Origin of the sequence: Pseudomonas sp. JUb42 (assembly GCF_024807945.1) — a bacterium.
Lineage (GTDB): Bacteria > Pseudomonadota > Gammaproteobacteria > Pseudomonadales > Pseudomonadaceae > Aquipseudomonas.
Genome location: NZ_JANUFD010000013.1, coordinates 217,486 through 232,719 on the forward strand (window position 1 = coordinate 217,486; position 15,234 = coordinate 232,719).

Sequence of the window (15,234 nt, forward strand, 5' to 3'; positions counted from 1 at the left end):
CGTTGCAGGCTGTGTCGGTGCTTGCCAAGCACCACGTTGGTTGCTGAAACTAGCTGTTTTGTACGCCGCTCTCCCAAGGGGCGAGCTTTGGATTTGGGCATGATTCGTGACATCAAGAACGGGCAGGATCTGAGTGCCCGAGAACTGGCCGAACGTCTGGCCACGGCTGTACATGTGCTGGTGGGTGCCAGGCATGACGACCCTGATCACCTCGCCTTGCAGCTGTGGCTGTTGCAGAGTCTGGCCGATTTGCGTGCCCAGGGCAGTTTGCTGCTGCCCATGCTGACTCCTTGCCAGCAGGAAAAGGTAGCGGCGGCTCAGGCCGGTATTGCCCGTGGCGAATTCCCGCAGGATCTGTCGACAACCCTGGATTGGCAGGCGCAATGGGACTGGTCATTGTATGGCCCGCTCATGCGCTATGCCATGGCCCAGCCTTTTCCCTTGCTGGCGGTGGACCTGAGCCCCGACGAAGCCCGGGCGATCCAGCAGCGGCCGCAACGCCTCAGCGGTTCGCACTCGACGAGCGCGGATGTACGGCATCGTCTGTTGGAGCGAATCAGCCTGTTGCACCCGGCGCAATCCGCACCGTCGATGCTCGCGGTCCATCAACAGCGCGACCGGCGCATGGCGCAATGCTTGATGGCGGCGCCGCTGCCGACACTGCTATTCGCCGCTGCGGACCATGTGCGCAAGGATATGGGCGTGCCCCTGCATATGGCCGATCTGGGCGAAAGCACGCCGCCTGTTGTGCTGATCTTCACCCATGGCGATATGCCGGTGGAGCCTTTGGCGGCGGATTATGTCTGGTATACCTCGCCGCCTGCACGGCAGGCATTGTGATAGTGCTGGCTGTCCGTTGGAGCGGGGCTTGCCCGCGAACGTTTCGACGCGGTATGGCTGGAACACCCGGTTGCTCTTTTCGCGGGCAAGCCCGGCTCCAACGAGATCAGTCACGGACGTGAGTCTGGGGCCCGGTACTTTTGCAGGACATTTCCTTTTCTTCTGTCGTCCCCCTCTCTGATTGGCCTCAGGGGGCATATGTCCGTCGCTGTCTCGTTTACTGTCACCGGCTCAGGCTGAGTGGCTTTCGAGAGCGTGACATGACGAGACAGATGACAGCAGAAGATGAACAGCAGGCGCGGTTGATGTTGGGGTTGCTGGAGCTGAGCGCCCTGAATGCGGACGAGACCGAGGGGCGAGTGGCCGCCTTGTGTGAACGGGCGCTGACGCCATTGGGCAATGTCGCGGCGGTCTGCGTACCTCTGCGTTTTACCTTGTTGGCCAGGGTCACCCTCGATCGCCTGGGCGCCAGGGATGTGCGGGTGGTCTCGGTAGCCAATTTTCCCTACGGCGGTTCGCCTATCGAGCCGGTGGTGTCCCAGGTACAGGCGGCGCTGGTCGCTGGGGCCGACGAGATCGATATGGTCTATCCCTTCCGCGCGTTGCTGTCCGGAGACAGCCGCACGGGCTTTGAAATGATCATGGCCTGCAAGCAATGCTGCCCGGACCAGAAGAAGCTGGTGGTGACCCTGGAAACCGGCGACTTGCGTGACCCGCAGCTTATTCGCCAGGCTTGCCAGGGCGCGATTATGGCCGGGGCTGACTTTATCAAGACCAGCACCGGCAAGACCGCGATCAACGCCACACCCCAGGCCATGCGGATCATGATCGAAGCCATTGCCGAAGTCGGCGGCATGACCGGCATAAAGGCGGCGGGAGGGATTCGTACCTTCGATGAGGCGCTGGTGTATCTGAAGATGACCCAGACCCGTTTTGGCAATGCCTGGGTCACATCCGAGCATGTACGCCTAAGTGCGTCGAGCCTGCTTGGTGATGTGCTGATTGCCCTGGGTATGCTGCCGTCGAGCGGATATTGATTTTCTGCGGGCAAAAAAAGACCCGGCAAAAGTGCCGGGTCAAAAACCGTGATTAGCCTGATGAGGAGATAATCTGAGAGTCCGAACCAAGGTCTTTCAAATCATCACTGGCCTCGCGACCAGATGTGCTAATCATAACGATTCTCATTTGTATGTCAACTACGCCTCCGCAAATATTTTCGCCTTTGCGTCAAACGGTCTTGCCGACTCTCGCGCAGTAACTATCAAGGTTCTTCTTGCGCTCGGCGGGTAGATCGCTCCAATGGATATCCATCAGCGCGGCATCGATTGCGTAGAGCAATACCTTAGACGCGCGAAATCCACGTTTTCGTACCGCCCAATAGGCATCTACCGCTCCCAGGCGGCGTAAATCAGCGCAATTGTGAATGCCCGCGGCGTGTAACCACTGCGCCGAGGTCTTGCCAACGTTTTTCAGGTTGATCAGGTCGTCGTTCATCATGCCTCCTTGCGATGCTGAGCTGCTCACTGCGTTACAACTCAATGAGTCTAGCGTTGCAGGGTGGCGATGTTACGGGTGTCCGGACATATGGATGCAGGCCAGAAGACATCAGCTGCGGCATGGCGGGGAGGCGCTTCAAGGTGCAACGACCGCAACCCCGAAGCCTGGGCATCGGGGTCGGGAAGGGGAACAGCTAGCGGGTGTTGTAACGCAGACGAGTACCGAAATTCACCGACATGAGAATCTCGTCAGCGGTGAGTTCGCGTGGAAAGTACGCGCCGGAGATCTGCGCATGGGCGATGCTGGCGCCTTCCATGGGAACGTCGCGCAAATCCAGGCCGCGCAGGTCTGCTGAGCGGAAGTAGGCATCGGTAAAGACGATTCCTGTGGTGTCCAGCTCGCGCAGGTCCAGCCCCCGGAAATCCCCCCCGGTCATATCGATGGTGCCGCTGCGTGGCTTCTCTTGATTGAAGCCGACCACATCATCCTGACGCAACATGACGTAGAGGGGGGAGTCGAGTTGTTTCGGCTGGCTCATGGACCGTCTCCGTTGGAATTATGGCGCCAGTATATCGCCACTATTTTCAAGCCGTGAAGCGATAAGTGCTAAACGGCTTGAACATTCGTTTAAAGGCCTGGCAAACGTTGGCGGATGCCCGCGACGAGGTTATCCATATCCTCCCCTTTGTGGGTTTCAACCCGCTTGCTGCAGAGAATTTCTTCGGCAGTCAGCGGCTCGCGATTGGCTTGCTGGGCCTTGATGACCTCAAGCGTAGCGTCGGAAGGATCGACATTCTCTGCCTGACGCTCGCTTAGCCAGGTTTCGATCACGGCCTGGGGGGCTTCGCAGTCGAGGATCAGGAATGGCGCGCCCTTGGTTTGAGCAACCTTGGCCGCCGCTTCGCGCTGTTCGTGTTTGAGGTAGGTGGCGTCGATCACGACCGGGAAACCGGCGTGCAGTACGGCTGCCGCCAGTTCATGCAGGCGCTGGTAGGTCGCCGCGCTGACGTTGGCGTCGTACAGGTCGCTGCTTTCGCTGAACAGGCGCTTGCGCTCGACATCCGAACGCAGGCGGATGGCGCCCAGGGACTCGACCAGACGCATCGCCACATGGCTCTTGCCGACGGCCGATACGCCATGGGTGATGACCAGGAAGCGCGAAGGGATAGCGCTGTAGCTTTCCGCCAGGTTGGCGTAGTTGCGGTACTGACGCATGGTGGTGCCGCGTTGAACGGCGTCGGCGTCAGCGGGCAGGCCGAACAGGGCCACCTTGGCCCGGACCAGAGCACGGTAGGCCTTATAGAAATTCAGCACTTCCAGGCCCTGGTAGTCGCCGGTCAGTTCCAGATACTGGCTGACCAGGCGTCGCGACAGCGACTTGAGGCCGCGGTCTTCCAGGTCCATCGCCAGGAAGCCGATATCGGCGTAGACGTCGGTCTTGCGGAACGGTTCATTGAATTCGATGCAGTCGAAAATCACCACCTTGCCGTCGATCAGCGTGGCGTTGCCCAGATGAATGTCGCCGTGGCATTCGCGGATGAAGCCCTGGGCCTTGCGCTCGCTCAACAAAGGCTTGAGGCGTTCGAAGCTCGACTCGGCCCAGGCTTTCAGTGCCTCAAGCTGAACCAGGTCGGCTTTTTCGCTAAGGAAGGGGAGAATCTGCTCGAAATTCTGTAGGACTGGAGCCATTACGCTGTCAGGCGAACCCAATTCGGTCTCGTTACCAACTTGTGGTGCCTGGAGATGGAACTCTGCTATCTGTTTTGCCATCTCATCGATCTGGGAAACCGTGAGTTCGCCATTGGCCTGTAAGGTGCTCAGCAGACCGTCCTGTGGGAACTGACGCATTTTCAGGGCGTACTCGATGACTTCGCCTTCGCCACCCAGTTGCGGCGCTTCGGCACTCCCGGTAATCGGCAGGACTTCCAGGTACAGATCCTGGGTCAGGCGCTGGTTCAGGCGTAGCTCTTCGTTACAGAAGTGCCCGCGTGATTCCAGGGTAGTGAAGTCGAGGAAACCGAAGTTGACCGGTTTCTTGAATTTGTAGACATAAGGCCCCGTGAGCAAAACCCACGAAATGTGCGTCTCGATGACCTGGAAGCCTTCTACCGGATGCGGGAAGAGGGCCGGGTTCTGCAGGGCTGCAATCAGTGACTGGCTCACGGACGATCCTTAAAGGCTGAAATTCGAAATATGTACATTCAAGCCGTCCATTATGGATGGTTGAGTCACCGCTGCAAACCGCCTTCTGGGCGCCTGTCGATCACCTCTAAAGTGCGTATAATCCGCGGCCATGACCCGAACCCGTACCCCCCGTAATAGTAAAAAACCGCCATCCAACCGCCTGCGCAGCCTGCTGGGCTGGGCCTTGAAGCTCAGTCTCGTCGGTCTTGTGATCATCGGTTGCTTCGCGGTTTATCTCGATTCCATCGTCCAGGAAAAGTTTTCCGGCAAGCGCTGGACGATTCCGGCCAAGGTCTATGCCCGGCCGTTGGAACTGTTCGTCGGCCAAAAGCTGACCCGTGATGACTTCCTCACCGAACTCGACGCCCTTGGCTATCGCCGCGAGGCCGTTGCCAATGGCCCCGGCGCTGCTGCGGTGAATGGCAATACCGTGGATCTGAACACTCGCGGCTTCCAGTTCTATGAAGGGACTGACCCGGCGCAGCAGATTCGCGTGCGCTTCTCGGCCGACTCGGTGGCCGAGCTGAGTTCCGGCGCTGGCGCCAAACTGGCCGTTGCCCGGCTCGAGCCGCTGTTGATCGGCGGCTTGTACCCGAAGAATCTTGAAGACCGCATTCTGATCAAGATCGATCAGGTGCCGCCGTATCTGCTCGATACCCTGGTTACAGTCGAGGACCGCGACTTCTATCACCACTGGGGTGTGTCGCCCAAGTCCATCGCCCGGGCCTTCCTGGTCAACGCTTCGGCCGGACAGATGCGCCAGGGCGGCAGTACCCTGACCCAACAGTTGGTGAAGAACTTCTACCTGACCAGCGAGCGCAGCCTCAGCCGCAAGCTCACCGAAGTGATGATGGCGATGCTGCTGGAGCTGCATTACAGCAAGCAGGAAATCCTCGAGGCTTACCTCAATGAGGTGTTCATCGGTCAGGATGGTCAACGCGCCGTGCATGGCTTTGGTCTGGCCAGTCAGTACTTTTTCAGCCAGCCCTTGTCAGAGCTGAAGCTGCATCAGGTGGCGTTGCTGGTGGCGATGGTCAAGGGACCGTCCTACTACAACCCGCGTCGCAACCCGGATCGCGCCCTGGAGCGGCGTAATCTGGTGCTCGACCTGCTGGAGCAGCAAGGTGTGGCCACGGCCGATGTAGTCGCCGCCGCGAAGAAAATGCCACTGGGTGTGTCCAAGACCGGCAGCCTGGCGGACAGCTCGTTCCCCGGCTTCCTTGATCTGGTCAAGCGCCAGTTGCGCGAGGATTACCGCGACGAAGACTTGACCGAAGAGGGTCTGCGCATCTTCACCAGTTTCGATCCGATCCTGCAGATGAAGGCTGAAGCCTCGATGAACGATACGTTCAAGAAGCTGGCCGGACGCAAGGGCGCTGAAGACGTGGAAGCGGCGATGGTCATCACCAATCCGGAAACCGGTGAGGTGCAGGGCCTACTGGGCAGTCGTCAGGCCGGGTTCGCCGGGTTCAACCGCGCGATCGATGCCGTGCGGCCTATCGGCTCGCTGGTCAAGCCGTCTGTTTATCTGACGGCGCTGGAACGCCCAAGCCAGTACACCCTGACCAGTTGGGTGGTGGACGCGCCGTTCGAGGTCAAGGGCGCGGATGGGCAGATCTGGAAACCGCAGAACTTCGAACACCGCTCTTTCGGCAATATTTTCCTGTATCAGGGGCTGGCGCATTCCTACAACCTCACCACCGCCAAGCTCGGGATGGATCTGGGCTTGCCGAATGTGTTCAAGACGTTGGCCAAGCTGGGCGTCAATCGCGAATGGCCGCAGTACCCATCGATGTTGTTGGGCGCAGGTGGCCTGAGCCCGATGGAAGTGGCGACCATGTACCAGACCATTGCCAATGGCGGTTTCAATACGCCGATGCGGGCCATTCGCAGTGTGCTGACCGCTGAAGGCGAGCCGCTCAAGCGCTACCCGTTCCAGGTCGAGCAGCGCTTCGATCCGGGCGCCATTTATCTACTGCAGAACGCCATGCAGCGGGTGCTACGCGAGGGTACTGGCAAGTCGGTTTATAACGTCATTCCGAGCAATGTGAACCTGGCAGGCAAGACCGGTACCAGTAACGATTCCCGTGACAGCTGGTTCGCCGGTTTCGGTCAGGATCTGCTGGCGGTGGTGTGGATCGGCCGCGACGACAATGGCCAGACGCCTTTTACCGGCGCAACGGGTGCCCTGCAGGTCTGGACCTCGTTCATGCGCAAGGCCAACCCGCAGTCTCTGGAGATGCAGGTGCCGGACAACATTACCAAGGTCTGGATCAACTCCCAGACCGGGCAGGGTTCCGACGTGAACTGCCCGAATGCCGTACAGATGCCGTATATTCGCGGCAGTGAGCCAGCACCCGGCGCTGCCTGTGGTGGCAGCTCGGCCCCGGCCGACTCGGTGATGGATTGGGTCAAGGGCTGGTTGAATTAAGTGAAGAGGGTGTGACGTGAACAAGTGTTGGATTCCTGTTTTAAGCGCCCTGGCATTGCTGACCGGCTGTGCCAGTGTGCAGCCCGGCTCGATTCCGGTAGTGGATTCAAGCTCCCGGGTATCGAATAGCGAGCGTGTCTCGGCCGGCCAGACTGGCGGTTATCGCCAGACCACGACCCAGGTTCGACAGCAGGCGCAAGCCGTGCCGCAGGACTCGGGGGTGACGGTCATGGTGCCAGGTGGCAACAACGCACCGATCCAGAGTTTCGTACCGCCTAGCGATTCGGCGCCGATCAGCGTCGATAATGCTCCGATCAATACGACTTCCATGGTCCAGCCACAGGCAACCTACAGCGCGCAACCGCCGGTCAATACCGCCTACAACACCCCGCCGGTTCCGGTCGTGCCAAGTGGTGTGCCGTCGAGTAGCAGTGGTGGCGGCTTGTCGGCTGACGAGCAACTGGATGGCCCGGTACTGGCGCTGCTGACAACGGCTCAACAGCAGCAGAACGGCGGCGACCTCAACGGTGCGTCGTCCAGCCTGGAGCGTGCCCAACGGGTTGCGCCGCGCGAGCCTCAGGTGCTTTATCGTCTGGCCCAGGTGCGTCTGGCCCAAGGTGACGCGGCCCAGGCCGAGCAGCTTGCTCGTCGTGGCCTGACCTACGCCAATGGTCGTGCGAGCCTTCAAGCCAGTTTGTGGGAGTTGATCGCGCAGTCCCGTGAGAAACAGGGCGATGCCTCGGGCGCTGCCCTGGCTCGCCAGAAAGCCAAGGTCGGTGCTTGATGGATCGGCGTTTACCCGAAGTGGCTGATCAATTGTTGCTGATTGAGCGCGAGCTTCGTGTCCTGGGGTGGTGGAGCGATCTGCCACCCAGCGCCGAAGCACTGGCCAGCGTCGAGCCGTTCAGTGTCGATACCCTGGATTTCCACCAGTGGCTGCAATGGATTTTCCTGCCGCGGATGAAACAGATCCTCGAGCATGATCTGCCATTGCCCAATGCCTCGGGCATTCTGGAAATGGCCGAGATGGTCTATGCCGGTCGCCAGGAAACAGCACCGTTGCAGGCGTCCCTGGCACGTTTTGACCGGCTGATCGCCCGGGCTGTCTAAACGCACTCCAGGCTGAACTGAAATGCGACTCTTGTAGGAGCTGCCGACGGCTGCGAAAGCGGTGTGTCTGACAGGCCCATTCGCAGCCTTCGGCAGCTCCTACAGTCACCATGTCCAGGTCAACTAATCCTTACAGGACTCATCCAGCGATTTCTGCGTCTGGGTGAGTTGCTGCTGGCGTTCCTCTTCGGTCATGCGCCGCACTTCTGATCCCACCTGCAAGCGTACCCGCGAGTTGATCTGCAACTGGGCCAGATTGTTGCGCAGGGTTTCGCAGATTTCCTTGCGCTTGGCTTCCTGTGCGGCCACCTGCTTTCTGACCTTATCGTCGATGGCCTTTTGCGAGGCGTCGGGATCGACCGCCGGTTTTGCAGCAGGCGGTGGTGGCGGTGGCGGCTTCTGCACGTCGATCTGCTGAACCTGCTGACCGGCCGGCGGCTGGGCGTCGAAGTGCGTGACGCCCTGGGCATCGACCCATTTATAGATTTGTGCGGCCTGGCTGGCGGTGCTCAGTGCCAGCGTCAATGCGGCCACGAGAATCTTGCAACCCATCGATCTTCCTTAGCGGTATGTGCGCAGGCAACCTACCACAAGCGCGTCCGGGCGACCTCATTCAGTGCGTTTTCATGCACATGCACAGAATAAAACTGAACGATGACTTGACTTGGGGTGGCCTAATCACAACAATTCAAAGTTCGCTGTGGAAGGACTGCCAGAAGCAGGCCATCTCGGTAGATCATGAGGCGCACACCCGCGCCGACCTGTTACACCCGCAACGCGTTACCTCGCGCTGGGTGGGAAAGCCCCGAAACACTCAGGGGTCATCCCAATACTTGCTCAGTCAGTGCTGACGTAGTCGGCGACCACCGTCGCTCATGCTCTGCTTGGCAGTAAACCTATTAAGACCCGTTCTCGTTTGTGGACGGTATTCTGGCGTTTTAGAGGTGAACAACGTGGAGCTCTTATCCGGCGCTGAAATGGTCGTCCGCTTTTTGCGTGACGAAGGCGTTAAGCATATCTACGGGTACCCTGGTGGTGCCCTCCTGCATATTTACGATGCGCTGTTCAAAGAACCTGCCGTAAGCCACATTCTTGTGCGCCACGAGCAGGCTGCCACGCACATGGCTGATGGTTACGCGCGCGCTACCGGCAAAGCCGGCGTGGTGCTGGTGACTTCCGGTCCCGGCGCAACCAATGCCATCACCGGTATCGCTACTGCCTACATGGACTCCATCCCGATGGTCGTCCTGTCCGGTCAGGTCCCGAGCACGCTAGTCGGCACCGATGCTTTCCAGGAGACCGACATGATCGGTATCTCCCGGCCGATCGTGAAACACAGCTTCATGATCAAGCATCCGTCGGAAATCCCGGAAGTCCTGAAAAAGGCTTTCTACCTGGCGCAGTCCGGCCGTCCGGGCCCGGTTGTGGTCGATATCCCTAAAGACATGACCAACCCGGCTGAAAAGTTCGAGTACGTGTTCCCCAAGAAAGCCAAGCTGCGCTCCTACAGCCCGGCCGTTCGCGGACACTCGGGTCAGATCCGCAAGGCCGTCGAGATGCTGTTGGCCGCCAAGCGTCCGATCATCTATGCCGGTGGTGGCGTGGTCATGGGCAACGGTTCGGAGCAACTGACCGAACTGGCCAAACTGCTCAACGCGCCGGTCACCAACACGCTGATGGGTCTGGGTGCCTATCCGGGTACTGACCGTCAGTTCGTCGGCATGCTCGGTATGCATGGCAGCTACACCGCCAACCTGGCGATGCACCATACCGACGTGATTCTTGCTGTGGGCGCGCGCTTCGATGACCGTGTCATCAACGGCCCAAGCAAGTTCTGCCCGAACGCCAAGGTCATCCATATCGATATCGACCCGGCTTCGATTTCCAAGACCATCAAGGCAGACGTGCCTATCGTGGGTCCGGTTGAAAGCGTGCTGACTGAAATGGTCGCCACCTTCAAGGAAATCGGCGAGACCCCGAACAAGGAGTCCGTTGCCAGTTGGTGGAAGCAGATCGACGAATGGCGTGGCGAGCGCGACCTGTTCCCGTACAACCACGGTGATGGCAGTGTCATCAAGCCGCAGAAAGTCATCGAAGTCCTGCACGAAGTGACCAAGGGCGATGCCTACGTCACCTCCGACGTGGGCCAGCATCAGATGTTCGCGGCTCAGTACTACCGCTTCGACAAGCCTAACCGCTGGATCAACTCCGGTGGCCTGGGCACCATGGGCTTCGGTTTCCCGGCGGCCATGGGCGTCAAGCTGAGCTTCCCGGATGCCGACGTTGCCTGTGTGACGGGCGAAGGCAGTATCCAGATGAATATCCAGGAGCTGTCGACCTGCCTGCAGTACGACTTGCCGGTGAAGATCATCCTGCTCAACAACGGCGTGCTCGGCATGGTCCGTCAATGGCAGGACATGAGCTACAGCGGTCGTCATTCGCACTCCTACATGGAGTCGCTGCCTGACTTCGTGAAGCTGGTCGAAGCCTATGGTCACGTCGGCATGAAGATCACTGATCTGAAAGACTTGAAGCCGAAGATGGAAGAAGCATTCGCCATGAAGGATCGGTTGGTGTTTATCGACATTCAGGTCGATGTCTCCGAGCACGTCTACCCGATGCAGATTCGGGACGGCGCCATGCGCGATATGTGGCTGAGCAAGACGGAGCGGACTTAATCATGCGGCATATCATTTCGCTATTGCTGGAAAACGAACCGGGCGCGTTGTCTCGCGTGGTCGGCCTGTTTTCCCAACGCAACTACAACATCGAAAGCCTGACCGTGGCGCCGACCGAAGACCCGACTCTGTCGCGTCTGACGCTGACCACCGTCGGCCATGATGAGGTGATCGAGCAGATCACCAAAAACCTCAACAAGCTGATTGAAGTGGTCAAGCTGGTTGATCTTTCGGAGAGTGCTCACATCGAGCGTGAACTGATGCTGATCAAGGTCAAGGCCACCGGCGCCCAGCGCGCCGAGATCAAGCGCACCACGGATATTTTCCGCGGGCAGATCGTCGACGTCTCGGCCAGCGTCTATACCGTGCAACTGACCGGCACAAGCGACAAGCTGGACAGCTTCATTCAGGCCATCGGCACTGCCGCCATCCTGGAAACAGTACGCAGTGGCGTGACGGGCATTGCCCGTGGCGACAAAGTGCTGAGCATCTAACTCATTTAGCAAATGGCCTGAACGGCCAAGATAACAGGGGAATTTCATGAAAGTTTATTACGACAAAGACTGCGACCTTTCGATCATCCAGGGCAAGAAAGTTGCCATCATCGGTTACGGTTCCCAAGGCCACGCTCAAGCGTGCAACCTGAAAGACTCCGGCGTTGATGTCACTGTTGGCCTGCGCAAAGGTTCGGCTACTGTCGCCAAGGCTGAAGCTCACGGCTTGAAAGTGACTGACGTTGCTACCGCCGTTGCTGCTGCTGACCTGGTCATGATCCTGACCCCGGACGAGTTCCAGTCCGCACTGTACAAGAACGAAGTCGAGCCTAACCTGAAGAAGGGCGCAACCCTGGCCTTCTCCCACGGCTTCGCTATCCACTACAACCAGGTCGTGCCGCGCGCTGACCTGGACGTGATCATGATCGCTCCTAAAGCGCCAGGTCACACTGTACGTACCGAGTTCGTCAAAGGCGGCGGTATCCCTGACCTGATCGCTGTTTACCAGGACGCTTCCGGCAACGCCAAGAACGTTGCTCTGTCTTACGCTTCGGGCGTGGGCGGCGGCCGTACCGGTATCATCGAAACCACTTTCAAGGACGAGACTGAAACCGACCTGTTCGGCGAACAAGCCGTTCTGTGCGGCGGTACCGTTGAACTGGTCAAAGCCGGTTTCGAAACCCTGGTTGAAGCTGGCTACGCGCCAGAAATGGCCTACTTCGAGTGCCTGCACGAACTGAAGCTGATCGTTGACCTCATGTACGAAGGCGGTATCGCCAACATGAACTACTCGATCTCCAACAACGCCGAATACGGCGAGTACGTGACCGGCCCAGAAGTCATCAACGCCGAATCCCGTCAGGCCATGCGCAATGCTCTCAAGCGCATCCAGGACGGCGAATACGCGAAGATGTTCATCAGCGAAGGCGCTACCGGCTACCCATCGATGACCGCCAAGCGTCGTAACAACGCTGCTCACGGTATCGAAATCATCGGCGAGCAACTGCGCTCGATGATGCCTTGGATCGCGGCGAACAAAATCGTCGACAAAGCCAAGAACTAATCGGCTTTGGCTTCACGAATAACGCGACCCTCGGGTCGCGTTTTTTCGTTATGGGGGGATCTGGTATAAGCTGCATCGGTTGCCGCGACGAATTTTCGTCGACGGCCCCTGTCGAATTTTTTCAAACCGCTGCAAGGTAAAATCAATGAGCGAACGTCCTGAAGAGCCAAACAAGGCCTCTGACGCCGAAAGCCTGCTACCGATCGATGAGCATATAGAAGAAGGTCACGACGCCGAGGGGCACAAAGTCCGGCACCGCGGCATCTATCTGCTGCCCAACCTGTTCACCACGGCGAATCTGTTTGCCGGCTTCTACTCCATCATCAGTTCGATGAGCGCGCAAAGTGCTTTGGCCGCCGGGGATCTGGCCGGGGCGAGCAAGTACTTTTCCTTTGCCGCCGCCGCCATCTTCATCGCCATGGTGCTTGATGGCCTGGATGGCCGCGTGGCGCGTATGACCAATACGCAAAGCGCATTCGGCGCCGAGTACGACTCGCTGTCGGATATGGTCGCCTTTGGTGTGGCGCCGGCTCTGCTGGCCTTTGGCTGGGCGTTGGGGGATATCGGTAAGGTCGGCTGGATGGTCGCCTTCATCTATGTCGCCGGTGCGGCGCTGCGCCTGGCACGTTTCAATACCCAGGTCGGCAAGAGCGACAAGCGTTACTTCATCGGCCTGGCCAGTCCGGCAGCGGCAGGGGTAGTGGCCGGTACTGTGTGGGCATTTGCCGATCACGGTTTCGAAGGCTCGAGCTGGTCGTTCCTGGTGGCCTTGCTGGTGGCTGCGGCCGGGATGCTGATGGTCAGTAATATCAAGTACAACAGCTTCAAGGAGCTGGACCTGCGCGGGCGAGTGCCTTTCGTGGCGATCCTGGTCGTGGTGCTGGTGTTTGCCGTCGTGTTCAGCGACCCGCCACGCATCCTGCTGCTGATTTTCCTTGGTTATGCTGCGTCCGGTCCGATCCAGTTCCTGCTGCGCCGGGGCAAGAAGCCACAGTAAGGACGACGTCCACGGCTGCTCCCCGCCGGGCAGCCGTTATAAAAACGTTAAGTTTGGGCTACAGCAATAACGCGGGATTGTCCTCATACTCCACGGCAGACGATGCGTAAATTCCTCATCGCTGTGGAGTCCTCATGCTGATCAAATTACCTCGTACGTCCGCCTGCAAAGAATCGGACGTCACCCCTGAAGGTTTCTATCTCTCCCGCCGCGCGCTGCTGGGCGGCTCCCTGGCCGGTCTGGCTGTGGGCGCGCTGCCGGGCGTTGCCTTGGGCGCAGACCCTTCCCGCTATGCGGACGTGGAGCCGGGCAACGCGCCGGCCTGGTTCAACGAGAAGTTGACCTCAACCCAATGGCAGGCGGTCAACGTCAAGAACGAAGCGATAACGCCGTTCAAGGACGCCACCCACTACAACAACTTTTACGAGTTCGGCACCGAAAAGAGCGACCCGGCGAAAAACTCCGGCGCGTTCAAGACCGAGCCGTGGAAGGTGGTCGTCGACGGTGAGGTTGGCAAGCCGGGCAGCTATGCCCTCGAAGACTTCATGAAGCCGTACCAGTTGGAGGAGCGCATCTACCGTTTGCGCTGCGTAGAAGCCTGGTCGATGGTCATTCCCTGGATCGGCTTTCCGATCTCGGCGCTGCTCAAGCAGGTCGAACCGACCTCGAAGGCCAAGTACATCCGCTTCGAAACGCTGCAGGACCCCAAGAGCATGCCGGGCCAGCGTTCGGGTTTCGCCCTGATCGACTGGCCCTATGTAGAAGGCCTGCGTCTGGATGAAGCGATGAATCCCCTGGCGATTCTTGCCGTCGGTATGTATGGCCGCGAACTGGCCAATCAGAACGGTGCGCCGTTGCGTCTGGTGGTGCCGTGGAAGTATGGCTTCAAGAGCGTGAAGTCGATTGTACGGATCAGCCTGGTCAGCGAGCAGCCGAAAACCACCTGGCAAAGCATCGCGGCCAATGAGTACGGTTTCTACGCCAACGTTAACCCGACGGTCGACCATCCGCGCTGGACTCAGGCGCATGAACGGCGTTTGCCGGGCAGCCTGTTCAGCCCGAATATTCGTCAGACTGAGATGTTCAATGGCTATGGGGAGGAGGTCGCCTCCTTATATACAGGCCTGGATCTGCGGAAGAACTATTGATGCGTTATTGGCAATGGCGGTTAAGCGTCTTCGTTGCGGCATGTGCCGTTCCGGCTTACTGGCTGTATCAGGCCTGGATCTTCGCTCTCGGGCCGGATCCGGGCAAAGTCCTGGTTGATCGGCTGGGGCTTGGTACCTTGGTATTGCTGCTGATCACTCTGGCGATGACGCCATTGCAACGCATGAGCGGCTGGCCGGGGTTCATATCCGTTCGCCGTCAGTTGGGGCTGTGGTGCTTTACCTACGTGGCCTTGCATATGCTGGCCTACAGCTTCTTTATTCTGGGCTTCGACTGGGCGCAGTTGGGTGTGGAGCTGGTCAAGCGCCCGTACATCATTGTCGGCGCCCTGGGTTTTGTCGGTCTGCTGATGCTGGCAGTGACCTCCAACCGTTATAGCCAGCGCCGCCTTGGCAGTCGCTGGAAGAAACTGCACCGTTTGGTCTACGTGATTCTCGGCCTTGGTTTGTTGCATATGTTGTGGATTGTCAGGGCAGACCTAAAGGAATGGGCGGTCTATGCGTCTATAGGTGTAGTGCTGTTGGGATTACGGGTGCCATTTGTGGCTCAACGGTTGAAGGGCAGCTTTAAGCCTCGAGCTACGAGCCGAGAGCTTTGAGCTACGAGCCGCGAGCTTCGAGCTTCTAGCTAGAAGCAGATAGTGGGCGTTCCCGGCCCAGCTCGTGGCTCGCAGCTCGTAGCTCGCAACTTTTTGAAGCTTTCTGAAATAACCTCTTGACGCCCCTCAGAATCTATCTATAATTCGCCCCACTTCCGGCGCAGACGAAACGGAA

General features: G+C 59.0%; 15 protein-coding genes. 11 read left to right on the forward strand and 4 right to left on the reverse strand.

All coding sequences use genetic code 11. The features are described 5' to 3' along the window. The first annotated feature begins 99 nt into the window (after nt 1-99). Both M2401_RS24485 and deoC read left to right on the forward strand, forming a co-directional pair. The gene (locus tag M2401_RS24485; protein ID WP_259106768.1) at nt 100-840 is read left to right on the forward strand and encodes a ChaN family lipoprotein; all 741 of its coding nucleotides are present in this window, start codon (nt 100-102) and stop codon (nt 838-840) included. Between the two features lie 272 nt (nt 841-1,112). Then, complete coding sequence (gene deoC, locus M2401_RS24490) at nt 1,113-1,877, forward strand: deoxyribose-phosphate aldolase (RefSeq protein ID WP_259106770.1); 765 nt, start codon at nt 1,113-1,115, stop codon at nt 1,875-1,877. 190 nt (nt 1,878-2,067) lie between these two features. Here the strand turns inward: deoC and M2401_RS24495 are convergent, their stop codons facing one another. The 3 genes from M2401_RS24495 to M2401_RS24505 form a co-directional block, all read right to left on the reverse strand. After that, a complete protein-coding gene (locus M2401_RS24495) occupies nt 2,068-2,334 on the reverse strand; it encodes a TfoX/Sxy family protein (protein WP_259106773.1) in 267 nt (88 codons plus the stop codon). 196 nt (nt 2,335-2,530) lie between these two features. After that, nucleotides 2,531-2,875, reverse strand: coding sequence for a pentapeptide repeat-containing protein (locus M2401_RS24500; protein ID WP_259106775.1), 345 nt, complete (start codon nt 2,873-2,875; stop codon nt 2,531-2,533). A gap of 89 nt (nt 2,876-2,964) precedes the next feature. Then, on the reverse strand, nt 2,965-4,500 hold the full coding sequence (locus M2401_RS24505) for a bifunctional aminoglycoside phosphotransferase/ATP-binding protein (protein ID WP_259106787.1): 1,536 nt from the start codon (nt 4,498-4,500) through the stop codon (nt 2,965-2,967). A 130-nt stretch (nt 4,501-4,630) separates the two neighbouring features. Here M2401_RS24505 and mrcB point away from each other — a divergent pair, with 130 nt between their 5' ends. From mrcB to M2401_RS24520, 3 genes are read left to right on the forward strand one after another with little or no spacing between them, the layout of a single operon-like run. Beyond that, the gene (gene mrcB, locus M2401_RS24510) at nt 4,631-6,952 is read left to right on the forward strand and encodes a penicillin-binding protein 1B (RefSeq protein WP_259106790.1); all 2,322 of its coding nucleotides are present in this window, start codon (nt 4,631-4,633) and stop codon (nt 6,950-6,952) included. Between the two features lie 16 nt (nt 6,953-6,968). After that, nucleotides 6,969-7,736: a hypothetical protein gene (locus M2401_RS24515; protein WP_259106792.1), complete on the forward strand. Its 768-nt coding sequence runs from the start codon at nt 6,969-6,971 to the stop codon at nt 7,734-7,736. Beyond that, nucleotides 7,736-8,062 carry a YqcC family protein gene (locus M2401_RS24520; protein WP_259106794.1) on the forward strand — a complete coding sequence of 109 codons (327 nt, stop codon included), beginning with the start codon at nt 7,736-7,738 and terminating at the stop codon, nt 8,060-8,062. The genes M2401_RS24515 and M2401_RS24520 overlap by 1 nt, the downstream gene beginning before the upstream one ends. 123 nt (nt 8,063-8,185) lie before the next feature. Here M2401_RS24520 and M2401_RS24525 read toward each other — a convergent pair whose 3' ends face one another. Next, nucleotides 8,186-8,614 (reverse strand): DUF4124 domain-containing protein, encoded by a 429-nt coding sequence (locus M2401_RS24525; RefSeq protein ID WP_259106796.1) that lies wholly within the window; start codon nt 8,612-8,614, stop codon nt 8,186-8,188. 401 nt (nt 8,615-9,015) lie between these two features. Here M2401_RS24525 and M2401_RS24530 point away from each other — a divergent pair, with 401 nt between their 5' ends. From M2401_RS24530 to msrQ, 6 genes are all read left to right on the forward strand, one after another. Next, entirely contained in the window at nt 9,016-10,740 is a 1,725-nt protein-coding gene (locus M2401_RS24530) for an acetolactate synthase 3 large subunit (protein ID WP_259106798.1), read from the forward strand. Between the two features lie 2 nt (nt 10,741-10,742). Next, entirely contained in the window at nt 10,743-11,234 is a 492-nt protein-coding gene (gene ilvN / locus M2401_RS24535) for an acetolactate synthase small subunit (RefSeq protein WP_259106810.1), read from the forward strand. 46 nt (nt 11,235-11,280) lie between these two features. Next, nucleotides 11,281-12,297, forward strand: coding sequence for a ketol-acid reductoisomerase (gene ilvC, locus M2401_RS24540; protein WP_259106813.1), 1,017 nt, complete (start codon nt 11,281-11,283; stop codon nt 12,295-12,297). Between the two features lie 145 nt (nt 12,298-12,442). After that, the gene (gene pssA / locus M2401_RS24545; protein ID WP_259106815.1) at nt 12,443-13,294 is read left to right on the forward strand and encodes a CDP-diacylglycerol--serine O-phosphatidyltransferase; all 852 of its coding nucleotides are present in this window, start codon (nt 12,443-12,445) and stop codon (nt 13,292-13,294) included. Between the two features lie 134 nt (nt 13,295-13,428). Then, nucleotides 13,429-14,442, forward strand: a complete 1,014-nt coding sequence (msrP, locus tag M2401_RS24550) for a protein-methionine-sulfoxide reductase catalytic subunit MsrP (protein WP_259106817.1) — start codon at nt 13,429-13,431, stop codon at nt 14,440-14,442. Then, nucleotides 14,442-15,059, forward strand: a complete 618-nt coding sequence (msrQ, locus tag M2401_RS24555; protein ID WP_259106819.1) for a protein-methionine-sulfoxide reductase heme-binding subunit MsrQ — start codon at nt 14,442-14,444, stop codon at nt 15,057-15,059. The genes msrP and msrQ overlap by 1 nt, the downstream gene beginning before the upstream one ends. Nucleotides 15,060-15,234: the final 175 nt, after the last annotated feature.

Excerpts from the sequence above, each read along its gene's own strand:
- M2401_RS24485 (WP_259106768.1), top strand. The coding sequence starts at position 100 with ATGATTCGTGACATCAAGAACGGGCAGGATCTGAGTGCCCGAGAACTG.
- deoC (WP_259106770.1), top strand. The coding sequence starts at position 1,113 with ATGACAGCAGAAGATGAACAGCAGGCGCGGTTGATGTTGGGGTTGCTG.
- M2401_RS24495 (WP_259106773.1), bottom strand. The coding sequence starts at position 2,334 with ATGAACGACGACCTGATCAACCTGAAAAACGTTGGCAAGACCTCGGCG.
- M2401_RS24500 (WP_259106775.1), bottom strand. The coding sequence starts at position 2,875 with ATGAGCCAGCCGAAACAACTCGACTCCCCCCTCTACGTCATGTTGCGT.
- mrcB (WP_259106790.1), top strand. The coding sequence starts at position 4,631 with ATGACCCGAACCCGTACCCCCCGTAATAGTAAAAAACCGCCATCCAAC.
- M2401_RS24520 (WP_259106794.1), top strand. The coding sequence starts at position 7,736 with ATGGATCGGCGTTTACCCGAAGTGGCTGATCAATTGTTGCTGATTGAG.
- M2401_RS24525 (WP_259106796.1), bottom strand. The coding sequence starts at position 8,614 with ATGGGTTGCAAGATTCTCGTGGCCGCATTGACGCTGGCACTGAGCACC.
- ilvN (WP_259106810.1), top strand. The coding sequence starts at position 10,743 with ATGCGGCATATCATTTCGCTATTGCTGGAAAACGAACCGGGCGCGTTG.
- ilvC (WP_259106813.1), top strand. The coding sequence starts at position 11,281 with ATGAAAGTTTATTACGACAAAGACTGCGACCTTTCGATCATCCAGGGC.
- pssA (WP_259106815.1), top strand. The coding sequence starts at position 12,443 with ATGAGCGAACGTCCTGAAGAGCCAAACAAGGCCTCTGACGCCGAAAGC.
- msrP (WP_259106817.1), top strand. The coding sequence starts at position 13,429 with ATGCTGATCAAATTACCTCGTACGTCCGCCTGCAAAGAATCGGACGTC.
- msrQ (WP_259106819.1), top strand. The coding sequence starts at position 14,442 with ATGCGTTATTGGCAATGGCGGTTAAGCGTCTTCGTTGCGGCATGTGCC.